This is a genomic window from Tabrizicola caldifontis, from assembly GCF_004762095.1.
Classification (GTDB): domain Bacteria; phylum Pseudomonadota; class Alphaproteobacteria; order Rhodobacterales; family Rhodobacteraceae; genus Tabrizicola; species Tabrizicola caldifontis.
This window is the reverse complement of sequence record NZ_SIJH01000011.1, coordinates 47,590-65,129: the sequence shown is the minus strand read 5'-3', so window position 1 is coordinate 65,129 and position 17,540 is coordinate 47,590. Positions and strand designations below refer to the sequence as shown.

The following is a 17,540-nucleotide window of genomic DNA, read 5'->3' as shown; positions in this document are numbered from 1 at the left end:
ACGGCCCTTGGAGGGCACATGACCGACCGACCCAAGACCCCGCTTCTGGACCGGGTGAGGCTGCCATCGGACCTGAAGGCGCTGTCCGACCGCGAGCTGCGGCAACTTGCTGACGAGCTGCGGGCCGAAACGATTTCCGCCGTCAGCGTCACGGGGGGCCATCTGGGCGCCGGGCTGGGTGTGGTAGAGCTTACGGTGGCGTTGCATGCCGTCTTCGACACGCCGCGTGACAAGCTGATCTGGGATGTCGGGCATCAGTGCTATCCGCACAAGATCCTGACCGGTCGGCGCGACCGGATCCGCACCCTGCGGCAGGAGGGCGGGCTGTCCGGTTTCACCAAGCGCAGCGAGTCGCCCTATGACCCATTCGGGGCGGCGCACAGTTCGACCTCGATCAGCGCGGCGCTGGGGTTTGCCATGGCTGCCGATCTCGGCGGCGATCCCGGCGACGCGATCGCCGTGATCGGCGACGGCGCGATGAGCGCGGGCATGGCCTTCGAGGCGATGAACAACGCGGGCCATCTGGGCAAGCGGCTGTTCGTGATCCTGAACGACAACGAAATGTCGATCGCCCCACCCGTGGGGGCGCTGTCGGCCTATCTCAGCGGGCTGTACGCCACCGCGCCGATGCAGGACCTGAAGCAGGTGGCGAAGGGAATCGTGGGGCTGCTGCCCTCGCCCTTTCAGGAAGGCGCGAAGCGGGCCAAGGACATGCTGAAGGGCATGGCCGTGGGCGGAACGCTGTTTGAGTCCTTGGGGTTCGAGTATGTCGGGCCGATCGACGGGCATGACCTGGACCAGCTTCTGCCGGTGCTGCGGACGCTGAAGGCGCGGGCCACGGGGCCGGTGCTGCTGCATGTGCTGACGAAGAAGGGCAAGGGCTATGCCCCGGCCGAGGCTGCGCGGGACAAGGGGCACGCGACGGGCAAGTTCGACGTGCTGACCGGGGTACAGGTCAAGGCGGCCTCGAATGCCCCCAGCTATACCAAGGTCTTTGCGCAAAGCCTGGTGGCCGAGGCGGAGCGGGACGAGAAGATCGTGGCCGTCACGGCGGCCATGCCGGACGGGACGGGGCTGGACCTCTTCGCCGCGCGCTTTCCGCGGCGGTGCTTCGACGTGGGGATCGCCGAACAGCATGCCGTGACCTTCAGTGCAGGGCTGGCGGCGGGGGGTATGAAACCCTTCTGCGCGATCTATTCGACCTTCCTGCAACGCGGATACGATCAGGTCGTGCACGATGTGGCGATCCAGCGGCTGCCGGTGCGCTTTGCCATCGACCGGGCGGGGCTGGTGGGGGCGGACGGGGCCACCCATGCGGGGGCCTTCGACGTGGCTTTCCTTGCGAACCTGCCGGGCATGGTGGTGATGGCGGCCGCCGACGAGGCCGAACTGGTGCACATGGTCGCCACCGCTGCGGCGCATGACGCCGGGCCCATCGCCTTCCGCTATCCGCGGGGCGAAGGCGTGGGGGTGGACCTGCCCGCGCGCGGCGTGACGCTGGAGATCGGCAGGGGCCGTGTGCTGCGCGAGGGGACGCGGGTGGCGATCCTGTCCTTTGGGACGCGCCTGTCGGAGAGCCTGAAGGCGGCAGAGGCCCTGGCGGCGCGCGGGGTGTCGGTGACGGTGGCGGATGCGCGCTTCGCCAAGCCCCTGGACCTCGACCTTGTGCTGCGGCTGGCGCGCGAGCATGAGGCGCTGATCACGGTGGAAGAGGGCGCCATCGGCGGCTTCGGCAGCCATGTGGCGCAGGCACTGGCCGAGGCGGGCATCTTCGACAGGGGGCTGAAGTTCCGCAGCCTGGTCCTGCCCGACATCTTCATCGATCAGGCCAGCCCCGAAGCGATGTATCGCATCGCCGGTCTGGATGCCGCCCATATCGAGACAAAGGTACTCGAAGCCCTGGGTGTCGCGGTCGTCGGCAAGCGGGCCTGAGGCGCTCCCCGGTTCAGGCCAGAAGCGCAGGGATTGGTTACTTCGAAGGAGGTTGCTTCGACAGGGCCAACCCTGAAAGATCGTGTACGTTGCAAGAAACCTGCCGAGCGGGACAGAAATGCCGATTCCTGATTTCCAGACTGCCATGCTGCCGGTGCTCCGCGCTTCGCCAATGGGGCTCAAAGCGTTTCAGATGTCCTTCCTGCCCTTCGTGCAGAGTTCGACATCACGGACGCCGAGGCAGCGCAGATGCTGCCCAGCGGAAGGATAACCGTGCTGCAAAGCCGCGCGCACTGGGCACGGACCTATTTGTCCAAGGCGGTATTGCTGAGGTCTCCCAGCCGTAATCGCCATGAAATTACCGAGGACGGAAGAAGGGTCCTCGCCAGCGGTGTGACCCGCATCGACATGAAGTTCCTTGAGCAGTTCCCCGCATATGTCGCCTGGCGTGACAGCGAACGTGACAGGCAGCACGGAAGATCGGCCCTTCAAGAGGGTGGCGCAGTTGCATCGGCCTCGGAAACCCCCGAGGAGGTCATCGACCGTGCCCACCGCGAAATGGAAGCTGCCCTTGTCGACGACCTTCTGCAACGGCTTTACACGATGCATCCGTTGCGTTTCGAACGCCTGATCCTAGACCTTCTGAAAGCCATGGGTTACGGGGCAGGGATTTTCGGCAAGCACGAAATGACGCCGACCAGTGGCGACAACGGAATCGACGGGATCATCCATGAAGACGCGCTTGGGCTGGATGCAGTCTATATTCAGGCCAAGCGTTACCAGGCAGAGACCAAGGTTGGCCGACCCGCCATCCAGCAGTTCATCGGCAGCTTGACTGGCGAAGGCGCGACGAAGGGGGTGTTTGTGACTACCTCGGATTTTTCTGCCGACGCGCGGGGTTATCTTGCCAAGGTCCAGCATCGCGTGGTGCTGATAGGTGGGGACGACCTTGCGCGGCTGATGATCCGGCATGGTGTCGGGGTCAGGGACCGGGTGTCCTATGTCATCCGCAGCATTGACGAGGATTACTTCGCCGAACCCGAGGGCTGACCCGCCCGCAGGAAAACACCGCATCCCGTCACAGGCCTACCGACGCCGCAACCCGTCCATCACCCGGACCAGCGCTTCGCTGATTCCAGGTTCGGACAGCGCGTGGCCGGCCATCGGGATCATGCGCAGATCACATCTCGCCCAGCCGTCGGCCAGTTGCCACGCCGAAACCGGCGGGCAGATCATGTCGTAGCGGCCCTGGATGATCGTGGCGGGGATATGCTCGATCCGCCGGCGTTCGCGCAGGATCCAGCCGTCGCATTGCAGGAAGCCGCCGTTGTGGAAATAGTGGTTCTCCAGCCTCGCGAAGGCGCGGGCATAGTCGGACGGGCTTTCGCCCATCGGCCCGTCATTCTGGATCGAGGCCAGCGCGTTTTCCCAGTTCGCCCAGATTCGGCCGAAGCGCGTTTCCTCCATCAGGTTGCCGGAAAAGAGGCGGCGATTATAGGCAGCGATCAGGTTGTCGCGCTCGGCCGGCGGAATGGCGGCGACGAAGCGGCCCCAGATTTCCGGGAAGAAGGCCCCTGCCCCCCCGCCGTAGAACCATTTCAGCTCTGCCCGGGTCATCAGGAAGACACCGCGCAGGACAAGATGCGCGACCCGATCGGGGTGGGTCAACGCATAGATCAGCGCCAGCGTTGCCCCCCAGCTGCCGCCAAAGGCAATGGCGCGGTCGATACCCAGGGTCTGACGGATGGTTTCGACATCCTCGATCAGATGCCAGGTGGTATTGGCGATCACGCTGGCATGAGGCCGCGACCGGCCGCAGCCGCGCTGGTCGAACAGGATGACCCGGAAGAAGGTGGGATCGAAATAACGCCGCATGGCGGGCGAACATCCCCCGCCCGGACCGCCGTGGAACACGATGACCGGAATCCCGTCCGGCCTGCCGCATTGTTCGACATAGATCCGGTGACCGTCGCCAACATCCAGCATCCGCTGATCGAAGGGGTCGATCGGCGGATAGAGGAATTCGACTGCGCGCTTTTGACCTGATCTCTGATCCATTGATGACCTATATAGCCCCATGACGGCCCAGAGTCGAAGGGCAATCGGTTGGGTAATGGCGCAGAGGCGGCAATGACGGTGACGACGGTCGATCCGGGCGAAGTGGCCAAGTTCGAGGCGATGGCAGCCGAATGGTGGGATCCGAACGGCAAGTTCAAGCCGCTGCACATGCTGAACCCCTGCCGGCTGGACTACATCACCGCGCAGATCGCCGCAGAGTTCGGGCGCGACCTGTCGCAGTCGCTTCCATTCACAGGCCTGCGGCTGCTGGACATCGGCTGCGGCGGCGGGCTTCTGTCAGAGCCCATGGCGCGGCTGGGGGCCGAGGTGGTGGGCGCGGATGCAGCGGCGCGGAACATCCCGGTAGCCCGGCTTCACGCCGAACAGTCGGGCCTGACGATCGACTATCGCCATACCACGGCCGAGGATCTGGCAGCCGCAGGCGAACGGTTCGACGTGGTGCTGAACATGGAGGTGGTCGAGCATGTGGCCGACCCCCTGTCTTATCTGACGGCCTGCCAGCAGCTTCTGAAGCCCGGCGGGCTGATGATCTGTTCCACCCTGAACCGCAACCCGAAAAGCTTTGTCATGGCCATCGTCGGCGCCGAATGGGTGATGCGCTGGCTGCCCAAGGGCACGCATGACTGGAGGAAGTTCATCACGCCCGACGAACTGTACGATCTGATCCGCAAGGCGGGGCTGGATCCGGTCGACCGAAAGGGGATGGTCTTCAATCCGGTGGCTTGGCGCTGGAACCTTTCAGACCGCGACCTGAGCTGCAACTACGTCACCGCCTCGGTCAAGCCTGGCGGGCGGTAGGCCGGTCAGCCGATCCGGCCGCGCACCCCGCCGGTCTGGCCCCGGTCCAGCAGCAGGTGGTCCAGAAGCACGCAGGCCATCATCGCCTCGCCCACCGGCACGGCGCGGATGCCCACGCAGGGGTCGTGACGGCCCTTGGTGATCAGGTCGGTCTCTGACCCGGTCTCGGTGATGGTCCGGCGCGGGGTCAGGATCGAAGAGGTGGGCTTGACCGCGAACCGGCAGACGACCGGCTGGCCGGTCGAGATGCCGCCCAGGATCCCGCCCGCATGGTTCGACAGGAATTCCGGGCCGTCCGGCCCCATGCGGATCTCGTCGGCGTTCTCGACCCCGGTCAGGGCGGCGGCCGCCATGCCCTCGCCGATCTCTACCCCCTTGACCGCATTGATCGACATCATCGCCGCCGCCAGGTCGCTGTCGAGCTTGCCATAAAGCGGCGCGCCCAGACCCGGCGGCACGCCTTCGGCCACCACCTCGATCACCGCGCCGACCGAGTTGTGCGACAGGCGCAGCCCGTCCAGATATTCGGCCCATTCGGCGGCAGCCACGGCATCGGGCACCCAGAACGGGTTGCGCTCGATCTCGGCGGCATCGAACCGGCTGCGGTCGATGGTCTTCGTGCCCATCTGCACCATGTAGCCGGTGATCCGCAGCCCCGGCACCAGCGCCGCCAGCACCGCCCGCGCCACGCCTCCCGCCGCCACGCGGCTGGCGGTCTCGCGCGCACTGGACCGCCCGCCGCCGCGATAGTCCCGGATGCCGTATTTCTGGTGATAGGTGATGTCGGCGTGACCGGGGCGGAAGCTCTGCGCGATCTCGCCATAGTCCTTCGACCGCTGGTCGGTGTTCTCGATCATCAGCTGGATCGGGGTGCCGGTGGTCCGCCCCTCGAACACGCCCGACAGGATGCGCACCTCGTCGGGTTCCTTGCGCTGGGTGGTGAACTTCGAGGTGCCGGGCTTGCGCCGGTCCAGCCACGGCTGGATGTCCGCCTCGGACAGGGCGATGCCCGGGGGGCAGCCGTCCACCGTGCAGCCGATGGCAGGCCCGTGGCTTTCGCCCCAGGTCGTAACGCGGAAAAGATGTCCGAAGGTGTTCAGGCTCATGTCGGGGCATCCTGCAAGACCCCTTCCCCCTTAAGCCATGGCCCGCAGGGGATAAAGCCCCCTTGCACCCGCTGCCGGTTCGCCTATCCTCTGCCTTACCTCGGGGTGCCCGACAACGGGCTGAGACGCGCAGGCGAACCCGTCGAACCTGAACCGGATCATACCGGCGGAGGGAAGGTGAATGGATTTCTCCATCCCCGACCGTTCCGTCGCAACATGGAGAAGCCGATGAAAACCGAACTCCTTGCTGCGGGCCTTGTCACCATCGCCTTTCCGGCGCTGGCGGAAAGGCCTGTCCTGACTGTCCTCACCTACGACAGCTTTACCTCGGAATGGGGCCCCGGCCCAGCGATCGAACAGGCGTTCGAGGCCGAATGCGCCTGCGACCTGCGCCTTGTTCCCGCCGGCGACGGCGCGGCGCTGCTTGCGCGGGTGCAACTGGAAGGGGCGGCCTCGGATGCCGATGTCGTGCTGGGTCTCGACACCAGCCTGACGGCCGCGGCTGCGGCAACGGGCCTTTTCGCGCCGCATGGGCTGACCCCGGCCACCGACCTGCCGGTGCCCTTTGCCGACCCGCTCTTCCTTCCCTACGACTGGGGCTGGTTCGCCTTCGTCCACGACCGCGCGAAGCTGCCCGCCCCCCCCGACAGCTTCGACGCTCTGGCCGCATCCGACCTGAAGATCGTGATCCAGGACCCGCGGTCATCGACCCCCGGCCTCGGCCTGCTGATGTGGGTCAAGGCTGCCCACGGCGACCGCGCGCAAGAGATCTGGCAGGCGATGGCCGACAACATCGTCACCGTCACCCCCGGCTGGTCGGAAGCCTATGGCCTGTTCCTGGAAGGCGAGGCCGACATGGTCCTTTCCTATACCACCAGCCCGGCCTACCACCTGATCGCGGAAGGCGACGACACCAAGGCCGCCGCGCTGTTCGACGAGGGGCATTACATGCAGATCGAGGTCGCCGGGAAACTGGCCGCGACCGACCAGCCCGACCTGGCCGACCGCTTCCTTGCCTTCATGCTGACCGAGGGCTTCCAGGCCGCGATTCCGCAGACCAACTGGATGTATCCCGCCGTAACACCTGCCGGCGGGCTTCCCGAAGGCTTCGACCGCTTCCGCCCGGCGAAATCGCTGCTTCTGCCCGCCGACGAGGCACAGTCCACACGCGATGCGGCGCTGGCGGAATGGCTTGCGGCGCTGGCGAAATGACCTTGCGCCCGTTGGGGAAGGCCGGGCGCCTTCCCTCCTCCTCGTGGGGAGCGGAAAGGGGCGGGGGGCCTGCGGCATGACTGCTGCGGGCAGGTGGACCGTGACGCTGCTGCCGGCAGGGCTGGCGCTCGGGCTGCTTCTGCTGGTCCTTGCCCCCCTTGCCACCGTAGCAGTCCGCGGGTCCGGGATGGGGCTTGGCCCTGCGGACTGGGCAGCGATCCGCTTCACCGTGCTTCAGGCCGTGCTTTCGGCGCTGCTGTCCACTGTTCTGGCCGTCCCGGTCGCCCGGGCGCTGGCCCGCCGTCGCTTTCCGGGGCGCGGGCTGATGATCACCCTGATGGGTGCACCCTTCCTGTTGCCGGCGGTGGTGGCGGCGCTGGGTCTCCTGGCCGTTTTCGGAGGGGCGGGCATGCTGAACATGGGCCTGCAATCCGTTGGCCTGCCGCCGGTGTCGATCTACGGGCTGCACGGCGTGCTTCTGGCCCATGTCTTCCTGAACCTTCCCCTCGCCACCCGGATGATCCTGCAGGGCTGGCTGTCGATTCCGGCAGAACGCATCCGCCTGGCACAATCGCTGGGTTTCGGGCCGGCACAGACCTTCCGCCATCTGGAGGTGCCGATGCTGCGCGAGGTGCTGCCGGGCGTGGCGCTGGTGATCCTGGTGATCTGCCTGACCAGCTTTGCCGTGGTGCTGATCCTGGGCGGCGGCCCGCGCGCCACCACCATCGAGCTGGCGATCTATCAGGCGGTGCGCTTCGATTTCGATCTGGCCCGCGCGGCGGGGCTGGCGGGCGTGCAGGTCTTGATCTGCGCGCTGGCAACGGGTCTGGCCTTTCTGGTGGCCGCGCCGGCGGGCTTCGGTACCGGGCTTGACCGGCAGGCGGCGCTGGAGGCACCCCGTGGCTGGCGACGGGGGCTGGATGCCGCGGTTCTGGTGCTGGCCACCCTGTTTCTCGTGGCGTCCCTTGTCGCGGTGGCCCTGCGGGGGCTTCCGGGGCTGACCGATCTGCCCTCTGCCGTCCTGCCAGCTGCGGGGCGGTCGATTGCGGTTGCGCTGGTCTCGGCCCTTGTCACGACGGCCACCGCGCTGACGCTGGCCCTTTCCGCGGCGCGCCGCCCTGCGCCGCTGGTCGAGGCAGCGGCAACCCTGCCGCTGGCGACCTCTGGCCTGGTCCTCGGCACAGGGCTGTTCCTGATCGTGCGGCCCTTCGTGTCGCCGATGCAGGTCGCCCTTCCGGTGACGGTTCTGGTCAATGTCGCGCTGACGGTGCCCTTCCTTTACCGAATCCTTCTACCCGAGGCGCGGGCGTTGGCCGCCGACTACGGACGGCTTGCCGACAGCCTGGGCTTGCACGGCTGGCCTCGCCTGCGCTGGCTGATCCTGCCGCGCCTTGCACGGCCCCTGGGGTTCGGCGCGGGCATCGCAGCCGCCCTTTCGATGGGCGACCTGGGCGTGATCACGCTGTTCGCGGGGGAAAGGCAGGCCACACTGCCGCTCGTGGTGCAGCAGCTGACCGGCGCCTACAGGATCGAAGCAGCGGCATCCGCCTCGCTGATCCTTGTCGTCCTGTCATTCGCCCTGTTCTGGGCATTCGATGCCGGAGGCCGCCGTGCTGCACCTTGATCGCCTTATCCTGACGCAGGGTGACTTCCGCCTTTTGGCAGACTGGTCCGCCCCGGCCGGGGCCAGGATCGCCGTCATGGGGCCTTCGGGGGCTGGGAAATCCACGCTGCTGGCCGCAATCGCTGGCTTCCTGGCACCCAGCGCGGGGCGGATCCTGTGGAACGGGCAGGATCTTGCGGGCGTCGCACCAGGCGATCGCCCGACGACGATCCTTTTTCAGGACCAGAACCTGTTCCCCCACCTGACAGTGGCACAGAATCTGGGGTTGGGCCTGCGCCCCGATCTCAGGCTGACCGATGCGGACCGCAGCCGGATCGACAGGGCGCTGGAACGCACGGGCCTGTCCGGCCTTGGGCCACGCCGCCCGGCACAACTTTCGGGCGGGCAGGCCAGCCGGGCGGCGCTGGCCCGCGCCCTTCTGCGTGCACGTCCCATCCTGATGCTGGACGAACCCTTCGCGGCGCTTGGCCCGGCGCTGCGGGCAGAAATGCTCGCCCTGGTGCGCGAGGTCGCAGACGAGACCGGTGCGCTGGTCCTGATGGTCACGCATGACCCCGCCGATGCGCTGGCACTGGGCGGCAAGACGGCCTTCATCGCGGATGGCACGGTCCATCCGCCGGTCGATACCGGCCGCTTGCTGGCCGATCCGCCCGCCGCAGTGGCCGCCTATCTGGGGCGTCGGCAGGATCCGGGCACGTTTTTGCTGCACGGGGAATGAGGGAAGGCACCTTCCGCCAGTTCGAAATGAAGAACCCCGCCCTGCAGGCGGGGTTCCCCGTTTCGACCTTCAGCAGGTTCAGGCGGCCTGCTTCCTGCCCTTGACCCCGGCCCACAACCGCTTGTTCGTCAGATACAGCAGGGTGGACAGGATGATCAGGAAGATCACGCTGACAAAACCGGCATTCTTGCGGTCCATCAGCTTGGGTTCGGCCGCCCAGTAGAGGAACGAGGCGACGTCCTCGGCCATGTGATGCACCGTGGCGGGGTGGCCATCGGCATAGGTCACCTGGTCGTCCGACAGCGGCGGAGCCATCGCGATCCAGCCGCCGGAGAAGGCCTTGTTCTCGTAATAGACCGTGCCGAACTCTTCCTTTTCCTCACCGGTATAGCCGGTCAGGATCGAATAGATGTATTCCGGCCCGCCCATGCCACGGAACAGCTGGTTGAGGCCCGTGCCATAGGGCCCGTGGAAACCGGCCCGCGCCTTCGCCATCAGCGACAGGTCCGGGGCATTTTCCAGCGCCGAGGCCGGGAAATGGTCGGTCGGAATCGCGGCACGGTCCTCTCCGGTTTCCTTGTCGGTCACCGTGAACTGGGCCGCATAGGCGCGAACCTGATCTTCGGGCAGGCCAGGCCCGCCTTCGTCCGACAGGGTGCGGAACGGCACGTATTTCAGCCCGTGGCAGGCAGAGCAGACCTCGGTATAGACCTGAAGCCCGCGCTGCAGCTGGAACTGATCGAAGCGGCCGAACGGGCCTTCGTGGGCGAAGGCAACATCCTCGACATGGCCCTGTTCGCCGGCGGCATGGGCCGCCCCGACCATGAGAACCAGCGCCGAGACGGCGGTGAGTGCGATCTTGCGGAACATCATTTGTTTCCTCTCACTCGGCCGGAGTGGCCTTGGGGCCGTAGTGGGCGTTGAAGTCTTCCTCGATGGTCGCCGGCTGCGGCAGCGGCTTCTCGATCACGCCCAGAAGCGGCAGGATGATCAGGAAGTAGGCGAACCAGTAGGTCGAGGCGATCAGCGAGATCGTGGCATAGGGCTCGTCCGCCGGCATCGCGCCGCACCACATCAGGACGATGAAGTCGATCACCAGCAGCGCGAACCACCACTTGAACATCGGGCGATAGCGGCCCGAGCGCACCGACGAGGTATCCAGCCACGGCGCCAGCGCCATGACCGCGATCGCGCCGAACATGGCCAGCACGCCGAAGAACTTGGCGTCGATGATGCCGAAGCTCAGCCAGTTGGCGGCGATCACCACCCAGACGTCCCCGGTGAAGGCGCGCAGGATCGCGTAGAACGGCAGGAAGTACCATTCCGGCACGATATGCGCGGGCGTCGCCAGGGGGTTGGCCTCGATGTAGTTGTCGGGGTGCCCCAGGTAGTTCGGCATGAAGCCGACGATGGCGAAGAACACCGCCAGGATCACCGCCAGCGCGAACAGATCCTTGATGACGTAGTAGGGCCAGAACGGCACGGTGTCGCGCTCGGCCTCTTCCTTGCTGCCACGACGGACCTCGACACCCGTGGGGTTGTTGTTGCCGGTGGTGTGGAAGGCCCAGATATGCACCGCGACCAGGGCCGCGATCACGAAGGGCAGCAGGTAGTGCAGGCTGAAGAAGCGGTTCAGCGTGGCATTGTCCACCGCCGGACCGCCCAGAAGCCAGGTCTGGATCGGCTCGCCGATGCCGGGAATGGCCCCGAACAGACCGGTGATCACCGTGGCGCCCCAGAAGGACATCTGACCCCAGGGCAGCACATAGCCCATGAAGGCGGTGCCCATCATCAGCAGGTAGATCAGCATGCCGATGATCCACGTCACCTCGCGCGGGGCCTTGTAGCTGCCGTAGTAGAGGCCGCGGAAGATGTGCAGATAGACCGCGAAGAAGAACAGCGAGGCGCCGTTCATGTGCAGGTAGCGGATGAAGTAGCCGCCGTTCACGTTGCGCATGATGTGTTCGATCGACGCAAAGGCGTAATCGACATGCGGCGTGTAATGCATCACCAGAATGATCCCGGTGACGATCTGCAGGGCAAGACAGAAGGTCAGGACGATGCCCCAGATCCACATCCAGTTTAGGTTCTTGGGCGTGGGGATCATGATGGTGTCGTACATGAGCCCGACGATGGGCAGCCGCTTGTGCAGCCAGCGCTCACCGGCGGTCTTGGGCTCGTAATGGTCGTGCGGAATTCCGGCCATGTCTGTGATCCTTACCCAAGCTTGATGGTGGTTTCGTCGAAGAAGGTCGCAACCGGAACCGGCAGGTTCTTGGGCGCAGGCCCTTTGCGGATGCGTCCGGCGGTATCGTAGTGCGAACCATGGCAGGGGCAGAACCAGCCGCCGAATTCACCAGCGCCATCGCCCAGCGGCACGCAACCCAGGTGGGTGCACACACCCATCATCACCAGCCATTCGCCCGCCTCGTCCAGGGTGCGGTTCTGGTCCGAGGCATCGGTGCCCGGCTTGTTGGCGTTCTCCGAAGCGGTATCGGGCAGCTCGGTCAGTGCGGTCGCACGGGCGGCCTCGATCTCTTGCGGCGTGCGGCGGCGGATGAAGACCGGCTTGCCCAGCCACTTGACCGTAAGCTGAGTTCCGACCTCGACCCCCGACACATCGACCAAGATCGACGACAGCGCCTGCACGTCTGCCGAGGGGTTCATCTGGTTGATCAGCGGCCAGACGGCGGCACCCGTGGCCACCGCACCGGCACCTGCCGTTGCATAATACAGGAAATCCCGCCGAGTGCCTTCGCCGGTGCCTGCGTGATCGTCTGCCTGGGACACGTGTTGTTCTCCCCTTTCGGGCCGGAGGTTCCCGGCCCATATGACCAAAGGGCCGTGACCAAGCCACGCCCCGACGCGCGGGTTTTTAGCCAAGCCGGCGGGGATCGTCCAGCGGACAAAGCCGCGCAGCGCGCGATTCTCGGGCATGATCGGACACTGTGTCGCGGAAGCCGCGGCGTCTCAGATGTCCGGGGCGGTCGCCTTCATCGACGGCCGTGCGGAAAATGCACCCCACCATTCGGCCAGGGCCGGATGCGCGGCCTGCCAGTCGCGCCCCGCATGACGGAAATCCAGATAGCCCAGCGCACAACCAAGGCCGATCTGACCCATGTCCAGCGGCCCGCGCAGATGGCTCAGCCAGCGCCCCTCGATCGCCGCAAGTGCGCGGGATACCTTGGCCCACTGCGCCTCGACCCATTCGGACGAACGGGCGGCGGGCGGCCGGACGTGGTCTTCGTAGCGCATCAGGACAGCGGCATCGGCGATCCCGTCCGCCGTCGCCTCCAGCACCAGCATGTCCCAAAGGTGCGGCGCGGCGGGATAGAGACCGGCACCCAGCAGGTCGTCGAGATAGCGGCAGATCACCCGGCTGTCATAGAGCGTCGGCCCGTCAGGCCGTTCCAGTGCCGGGATCTTGCCCAGCGGGTTGCGGTCCACCGGCAGGGTGCCGGGATCAAGCGGCGTGCCCGCCACGGGGACGATCTCTACCCGGTCGGTGGCACAGGCCTCGTGCAGCAGCACCATGACCTTGCGCACGAAGGGCGAAGCGGGGGCGTGATACAGCCTCATTCCGGGCGCTGCCGCAGACGGACCCGCGCCAGAAGTCCCGCGTCAAGTTCCCAGACCTGGCCGCGCAAGCGGATCACCCGGCGCAGCCGCGCGGTTGCATTGGTCTGCCGGTCTTCCGCTCGGTCGGCAGGGCGGTGCAGGGTCAGCCCCTCGTCCAGATCATCAAGCGCGTCCTCGGCCCGCTGATCGGTGCGCCCGGGATGCACCCGGTCCTGCATGATCCGGGCCAGGGCCCAGGTGGTCGTGGCAACGGCACCAAGCCGGAGTGCGATCGGCAGAAGCGGGGCAAACGGCAGAGGCATTGGATCCTCCTCGTGAACGGAAGCGAAGTCTAGGACCGGCGCTCCGTCCTGTAAACAGCCACCCATTGCGCGGGCCAGTGGCGGGATGCAACGAAAAGCGCGAAAGATCAATATTCTGCCGACCCATCCGGCACAGGGTGCGCAATCCGCCAAGACCTTGGCTCATCGGCGCTGGCGATCGGCTGGGCGCCTGGCAGATTCGGTCCGGATCGGCCCCTGTCGCCATCCTGAAGAAAGGGACATGCGGGGCAAGGCGGCCTTCGGGGCTGTTGATCCTCGGCATGCCTGGGCCCCGGCCCTGTGCCTGCGTGACCACCGGTTCCGCGATCGAGGGGAATGAAGGGCCCCGCACCCATGTCGGGCCCTTCATCCACCCCACGCACACACCCCAAGCACCGCGCGTGATCTGTTCAGGATCCCGGGCCCGCTGCCCTGACATCCTTGCTGCCCCGAATCGCCCCGCCCCCGCAACGGTCGAGCGTCCGGCATTTGAATCGAATGTCAGCAGCCGATCTGCCCACGGGAACTGCCTGCCCCGACGTCGCGGATCATGCGGATTCTCTGGGCAGAAGCACCACCGGCGCGCCAAGTTCAACCTCGTCGTACAGCTGCTCGATATGGTCGTTCACCAGACGCACGCAGCCGTTCGATACGGCGGTTCCGATCGTCCAGGGCTCTGGCGTGCCGTGAATCCGCAGATAGGTGTCACGCCCCTGATCGTCGAACAGATACAGCGCCCGCGATCCCAGCGGATTGTCCGGCCCGCCCGGCATGCCCTTTGCATAACGCGCATACCTGTCGGGGTCGCGGGCGATCATCGCCTTGGTCGGGGTCCAGCTGGGCCATTCCCGTTTCGCACCGACCGTAAAGACGCCGGATTGATACAGGTTCCCGCGCCCGACGCCGACCGAATACTGCATGCCGCTCAGCGGAGTCGTGGCATGGTAGAGCGCGAAATAGTCCGGGTCGACGATGATCGCCCCCACCTCCTGCGGCTCGGCAAAAAGCACCGGGCGGGGCAGGAATTCTTCGGGCACCACCCAACCTTCGGCACTCCGCGCGCGGGCGCAGAGCGGCACCAGAGAGGCAACTGCCGCACCAAGGAAACCACGCCGGTCGAACGCAATCCTGTGCATCGTGTCGGTCCTTTCCTGCCTAAGCCATTCTTGCCGAAGCCGTGCCCGAAGGCCTTACAACAAGTTGTGACATAAGACGAAAAAGGCCCCGGGGCTTCCCCGGGGCCTTCACGTTCGCGCCAGCGGCAGGGGATCAGCCCTCGGCGGCCTCTTCCTTCTTCTCGACGATTTCCTCGCCGGTTTCCTGATCGACCATCTTCATGCCAAGGCGCACCTTGCCGCGGTCGTCGAAGCCCAGAAGCTTGACCTTGACCTCCTGGCCTTCCTTCAGCACTTCGCCCGGATGGTTCAGGCGCTTGTTGGCGATCTGCGACACATGGACCAGGCCGTCGCGCTTGCCGAAGAAGTTCACGAAGGCGCCGAAATCGACCAGCTTCACCACCTTGCCGGTGTAGATCTGGCCCTCTTCCGGCTCGGCCACGATCGACCAGATCATGTCATAGGCCTTCTTGATGGCCGCCTGGTCGTTCGAGGCGATCTTGATCGTGCCGTCGTCGTTGATGTCCACCTTGGCGCCCGAGGTTTCCACGATCTCGCGGATCACCTTGCCGCCCGAGCCGATGACCTCGCGGATCTTGTCGGTCGGGATGGTCATCGTCTCGATCTTGGGCGCGTAGGCGCTGAAGCCCTGCGGCGCGCTGATCGCCTTGGCCATCTCGCCCAGGATGTGCAGACGGCCGTCCTTGGCCTGGGCAAGCGCCTGCTTCATGATCTCGGGCGTGATGCCCGCGACCTTGATGTCCATCTGCAGCGAGGTGATGCCCTGCGCCGTGCCGGCAACCTTGAAGTCCATGTCGCCGAGGTGGTCCTCGTCGCCCAGGATGTCGGTCAGCACCGCCCAGGAGCCGTCCTCCTCCAGCACCAGACCCATGGCCACACCCGCGACGGGCGCCTTCAGCGGCACGCCCGCGTCCATCATCGACAGCGACCCGCCGCAGACCGATGCCATCGAGGAAGAGCCGTTCGATTCGGTGATCTCGGAGACCACGCGGATCGTGTAGGGGAAGTCGGTCGGCGCGGGCAGGACCGCCTGCAGCGCGCGCCAGGCCAGCTTGCCGTGGCCGATCTCGCGGCGGCCGGGCGAGCCCACGCGGCCAACTTCGCCGACCGAATAGGGCGGGAAGTTGTAGTGCAGCAGGAAGTTCTGCCGGTAGTTGCCGTTCAGCGCGTCTATGATCTGCTCGTCCTCGCCGGTGCCCAGCGTGGTGACGACCAGTCCCTGCGTTTCACCCCGGGTGAACAGGGCCGAGCCATGCGCCCGCGGCAGCACGCCGGTTTCGCAGACGATCGGGCGGACGGTCTTGGTGTCGCGGCCGTCGATCCGGCGGCCGTGCTTTACCACGTCGCCGCGCAGCACTGCCGATTCCAGCTGCTTGATCGCCGGGTAGAGGTTCGGGTCCGCCTTGTCCTCGTCGCTCATCCTGGCGGTGATCTCGGCGACGGCGGCCTCGATGGCCTTGGTGCGTTCCTGCTTGTCGCGGATCGCGAAGGCGGCGCGCATCTGCTCTTCGCCGGCGGCTTTCACCTTGGCATAAAGCGCCGAGAAATCGGGCGGGGTAAAGTCGAACGGCTCCTTCGCGCAGTCCTCGGCAAAGTCGATGATCAGGTCGATCACCGGCTGCATCTGTTCGTGACCGAAGACGACCGCACCCAGCATTTCCTCTTCCGTCAGCTCGTAAGCCTCGGATTCGACCATCATCACGGCGTCCTTGGTGCCGGCGACGACAAGATCAAGCCGCTGTTCGGGCTTCATCCGCAGTTGGGTCATGTCGTCCATGCTGGGGTTCAGCACATACTTGCCATCGACATAGCCCACACGCGCGGCACCGATCGGGCCGCGGAAAGGCACGCCCGAGACGGTCAGCGCAGCCGAGGCCGCGATCATCGCCACGATGTCGGGGTCGTTCACCAGGTCGCACGACAGCACGGTCGCCATGACCAGCACTTCGTTGCGGAAGCCATCGACGAACAGCGGGCGGATCGGCCGGTCGATCAGACGCGAAACCAGCGTCTCCTTCTCCGAAGGGCGCGCCTCGCGCTTGAAGAAGCCACCGGGGATCTTGCCGGCCGCATAGTATTTTTCCTGATAGTGAACCGTCAGCGGGAAGAAGTCCTGGCCTTCCTTCGCCGTCTTGGCGAAGGTCACGTTGGCCATGACCTGGGTTTCGCCCAGCGTCGCGATTACCGACCCGTCGGCTTGGCGCGCAACTTTCCCCGTTTCCAGCGTGAGCGTCTCATTGCCCCACTGGATCGATTTCTTCGTCACATTGAACATGTATCGTTTCCTCTGGAGGTCCGGCCCCTGCCGGCACCCCCGTACATCTGGCGGCCCCATTGCCGCCGTCCCCCCTGATCCTTCGCACGGGCCCCGGGGGCGGGCCTCACGTCTCAGATGGCGGGGCCATACAGGAAAACGCTGGATTTGGAAAGCGTGAGCTTGGACACCGGGTGAAAGGCCGGCAAGGCGGCAGGAAGACAGTCTGTCGAAGGACCAGCGCGAATGCGTGACGGGGGGATGAAAACCTGCACCGCGCCCGGGCAAGCCTTCGGAAGCGCAGGAAATGGCCGGCAGGCCATGGGAACCCGGTCGGCATGAAAAACCCGGCCACGCTGGGACGAGGCCGGGCAGCTTGTCGATGACTTCGTCGCGCGGGCAGCGCCCGCAGCGCGACAGGCGTCAGATCGCCGACTTGATCCAGTTTTCCAGAGCGGCCTTCGGCGCGGCGCCGACCTTGTTAGACACGACCTGGCCATCCTTGAACAGGAACAGCGCCGGGATGCCGCGCACGCCCAGAACGGCGGGGCTGTCGGGATTTTCGTCGACGTTGACCTTCACGATCTTGACCTTGCCAGCATATTCGGCGGCCAGTTCCTCAAGCGCCGGGCCGATCTGACGGCAGGGGCCGCACCATTCAGCCCAGAAATCCACGACAACCGGGATCGGCGACTGGCGCACTTCGGCGTCGAAGGTGGCATCGGTAACGGCGACAGTGGCGGCGCCCATGGTCATTCTCCTGCGGGAAAGGGTCAGTCTGGCAAGCTAAGAACCGGGGC

Annotated in this window: 16 protein-coding genes, 1 pseudogene and 1 riboswitch; of the genes and pseudogenes, 7 read left to right on the top strand and 10 right to left on the bottom strand. The window is 66.0% G+C overall.

Features of this window, described 5'->3' with window-relative positions:
- Window positions 1–18: 18 nt before the first annotated feature.
- The 3 genes and pseudogenes from dxs (at window position 19) to EYB42_RS10625 (ending at window position 2,982) form a co-directional block, all read left to right on the top strand.
- On the top strand, window positions 19–1,932 hold the full coding sequence (gene dxs / locus EYB42_RS10635; protein WP_135450090.1) for a 1-deoxy-D-xylulose-5-phosphate synthase: 1,914 nt from the start codon (window positions 19–21) through the stop codon (window positions 1,930–1,932).
- Between the two features lie 189 nt (window positions 1,933–2,121).
- Window positions 2,122–2,307: pseudogene (locus tag EYB42_RS17830) on the top strand (winged helix-turn-helix domain-containing protein); the annotation flags it as partial.
- A 33-nt stretch (window positions 2,308–2,340) separates the two neighbouring features.
- Window positions 2,341–2,982, top strand: a complete 642-nt coding sequence (locus tag EYB42_RS10625; RefSeq protein ID WP_240784100.1) for a restriction endonuclease — start codon at window positions 2,341–2,343, stop codon at window positions 2,980–2,982.
- A 36-nt stretch (window positions 2,983–3,018) separates the two neighbouring features.
- On the opposite strand, the gene pip is transcribed toward EYB42_RS10625, so the two are convergent.
- The gene (gene pip / locus EYB42_RS10620) at window positions 3,019–3,990 is read right to left on the bottom strand and encodes a prolyl aminopeptidase (protein ID WP_135450088.1); all 972 of its coding nucleotides are present in this window, start codon (window positions 3,988–3,990) and stop codon (window positions 3,019–3,021) included.
- 72 nt (window positions 3,991–4,062) lie between these two features.
- Here pip and ubiG point away from each other — a divergent pair, with 72 nt between their 5' ends.
- Window positions 4,063–4,809 carry a bifunctional 2-polyprenyl-6-hydroxyphenol methylase/3-demethylubiquinol 3-O-methyltransferase UbiG gene (gene ubiG / locus EYB42_RS10615; RefSeq protein ID WP_135450087.1) on the top strand — a complete coding sequence of 249 codons (747 nt, stop codon included), beginning with the start codon at window positions 4,063–4,065 and terminating at the stop codon, window positions 4,807–4,809.
- Between the two features lie 5 nt (window positions 4,810–4,814).
- Here ubiG and aroC read toward each other — a convergent pair whose 3' ends face one another.
- The gene (gene aroC / locus EYB42_RS10610; RefSeq protein ID WP_135450086.1) at window positions 4,815–5,915 is read right to left on the bottom strand and encodes a chorismate synthase; all 1,101 of its coding nucleotides are present in this window, start codon (window positions 5,913–5,915) and stop codon (window positions 4,815–4,817) included.
- Between the two features lie 91 nt (window positions 5,916–6,006).
- Window positions 6,007–6,107: riboswitch (TPP riboswitch) on the top strand.
- 36 nt (window positions 6,108–6,143) lie between these two features.
- Here aroC and thiB point away from each other — a divergent pair.
- The 3 genes from thiB to EYB42_RS10595 all read left to right on the top strand — a co-directional run bounded on the left by thiB (window position 6,144) and on the right by EYB42_RS10595 (window position 9,469).
- A complete protein-coding gene (gene thiB / locus EYB42_RS10605) occupies window positions 6,144–7,127 on the top strand; it encodes a thiamine ABC transporter substrate binding subunit (RefSeq protein ID WP_135450085.1) in 984 nt (327 codons plus the stop codon).
- A 76-nt stretch (window positions 7,128–7,203) separates the two neighbouring features.
- Window positions 7,204–8,751: a thiamine/thiamine pyrophosphate ABC transporter permease ThiP gene (locus EYB42_RS10600; protein ID WP_135450084.1), complete on the top strand. Its 1,548-nt coding sequence runs from the start codon at window positions 7,204–7,206 to the stop codon at window positions 8,749–8,751.
- Window positions 8,738–9,469: a thiamine ABC transporter ATP-binding protein gene (locus EYB42_RS10595; protein WP_135450187.1), complete on the top strand. Its 732-nt coding sequence runs from the start codon at window positions 8,738–8,740 to the stop codon at window positions 9,467–9,469. Before EYB42_RS10600 ends, EYB42_RS10595 begins: the two co-directional genes overlap by 14 nt.
- 78 nt (window positions 9,470–9,547) lie before the next feature.
- Here the strand turns inward: EYB42_RS10595 and EYB42_RS10590 are convergent, their stop codons facing one another.
- The 8 genes from EYB42_RS10590 to trxA all read right to left on the bottom strand — a co-directional run bounded on the left by EYB42_RS10590 (window position 9,548) and on the right by trxA (window position 17,490).
- Window positions 9,548–10,339 carry a cytochrome c1 gene (locus EYB42_RS10590; protein WP_135450083.1) on the bottom strand — a complete coding sequence of 264 codons (792 nt, stop codon included), beginning with the start codon at window positions 10,337–10,339 and terminating at the stop codon, window positions 9,548–9,550.
- 13 nt (window positions 10,340–10,352) lie between these two features.
- Complete coding sequence (gene petB, locus EYB42_RS10585) at window positions 10,353–11,675, bottom strand: cytochrome b (protein WP_135450082.1); 1,323 nt, start codon at window positions 11,673–11,675, stop codon at window positions 10,353–10,355.
- An 11-nt stretch (window positions 11,676–11,686) separates the two neighbouring features.
- A complete protein-coding gene (petA, locus tag EYB42_RS10580; protein WP_135450081.1) occupies window positions 11,687–12,259 on the bottom strand; it encodes a ubiquinol-cytochrome c reductase iron-sulfur subunit in 573 nt (190 codons plus the stop codon).
- Window positions 12,260–12,439: 180 nt separating this feature from the next.
- A complete protein-coding gene (locus tag EYB42_RS10575) occupies window positions 12,440–13,048 on the bottom strand; it encodes a glutathione S-transferase (protein WP_135450080.1) in 609 nt (202 codons plus the stop codon).
- Window positions 13,045–13,350, bottom strand: coding sequence for a hypothetical protein (locus EYB42_RS10570; RefSeq protein ID WP_135450079.1), 306 nt, complete (start codon window positions 13,348–13,350; stop codon window positions 13,045–13,047). Before EYB42_RS10570 ends, EYB42_RS10575 begins: the two co-directional genes overlap by 4 nt.
- Before the next feature lie 548 nt (window positions 13,351–13,898).
- A complete protein-coding gene (locus tag EYB42_RS10565; protein WP_135450078.1) occupies window positions 13,899–14,486 on the bottom strand; it encodes a L,D-transpeptidase in 588 nt (195 codons plus the stop codon).
- Between the two features lie 133 nt (window positions 14,487–14,619).
- Window positions 14,620–16,761 (bottom strand): polyribonucleotide nucleotidyltransferase, encoded by a 2,142-nt coding sequence (gene pnp, locus EYB42_RS10560; protein ID WP_135450077.1) that lies wholly within the window; start codon window positions 16,759–16,761, stop codon window positions 14,620–14,622.
- A gap of 402 nt (window positions 16,762–17,163) precedes the next feature.
- Window positions 17,164–17,490: a thioredoxin gene (gene trxA / locus EYB42_RS10555; protein WP_135450186.1), complete on the bottom strand. Its 327-nt coding sequence runs from the start codon at window positions 17,488–17,490 to the stop codon at window positions 17,164–17,166.
- Between the last annotated feature and the right edge of the window lie 50 nt (window positions 17,491–17,540).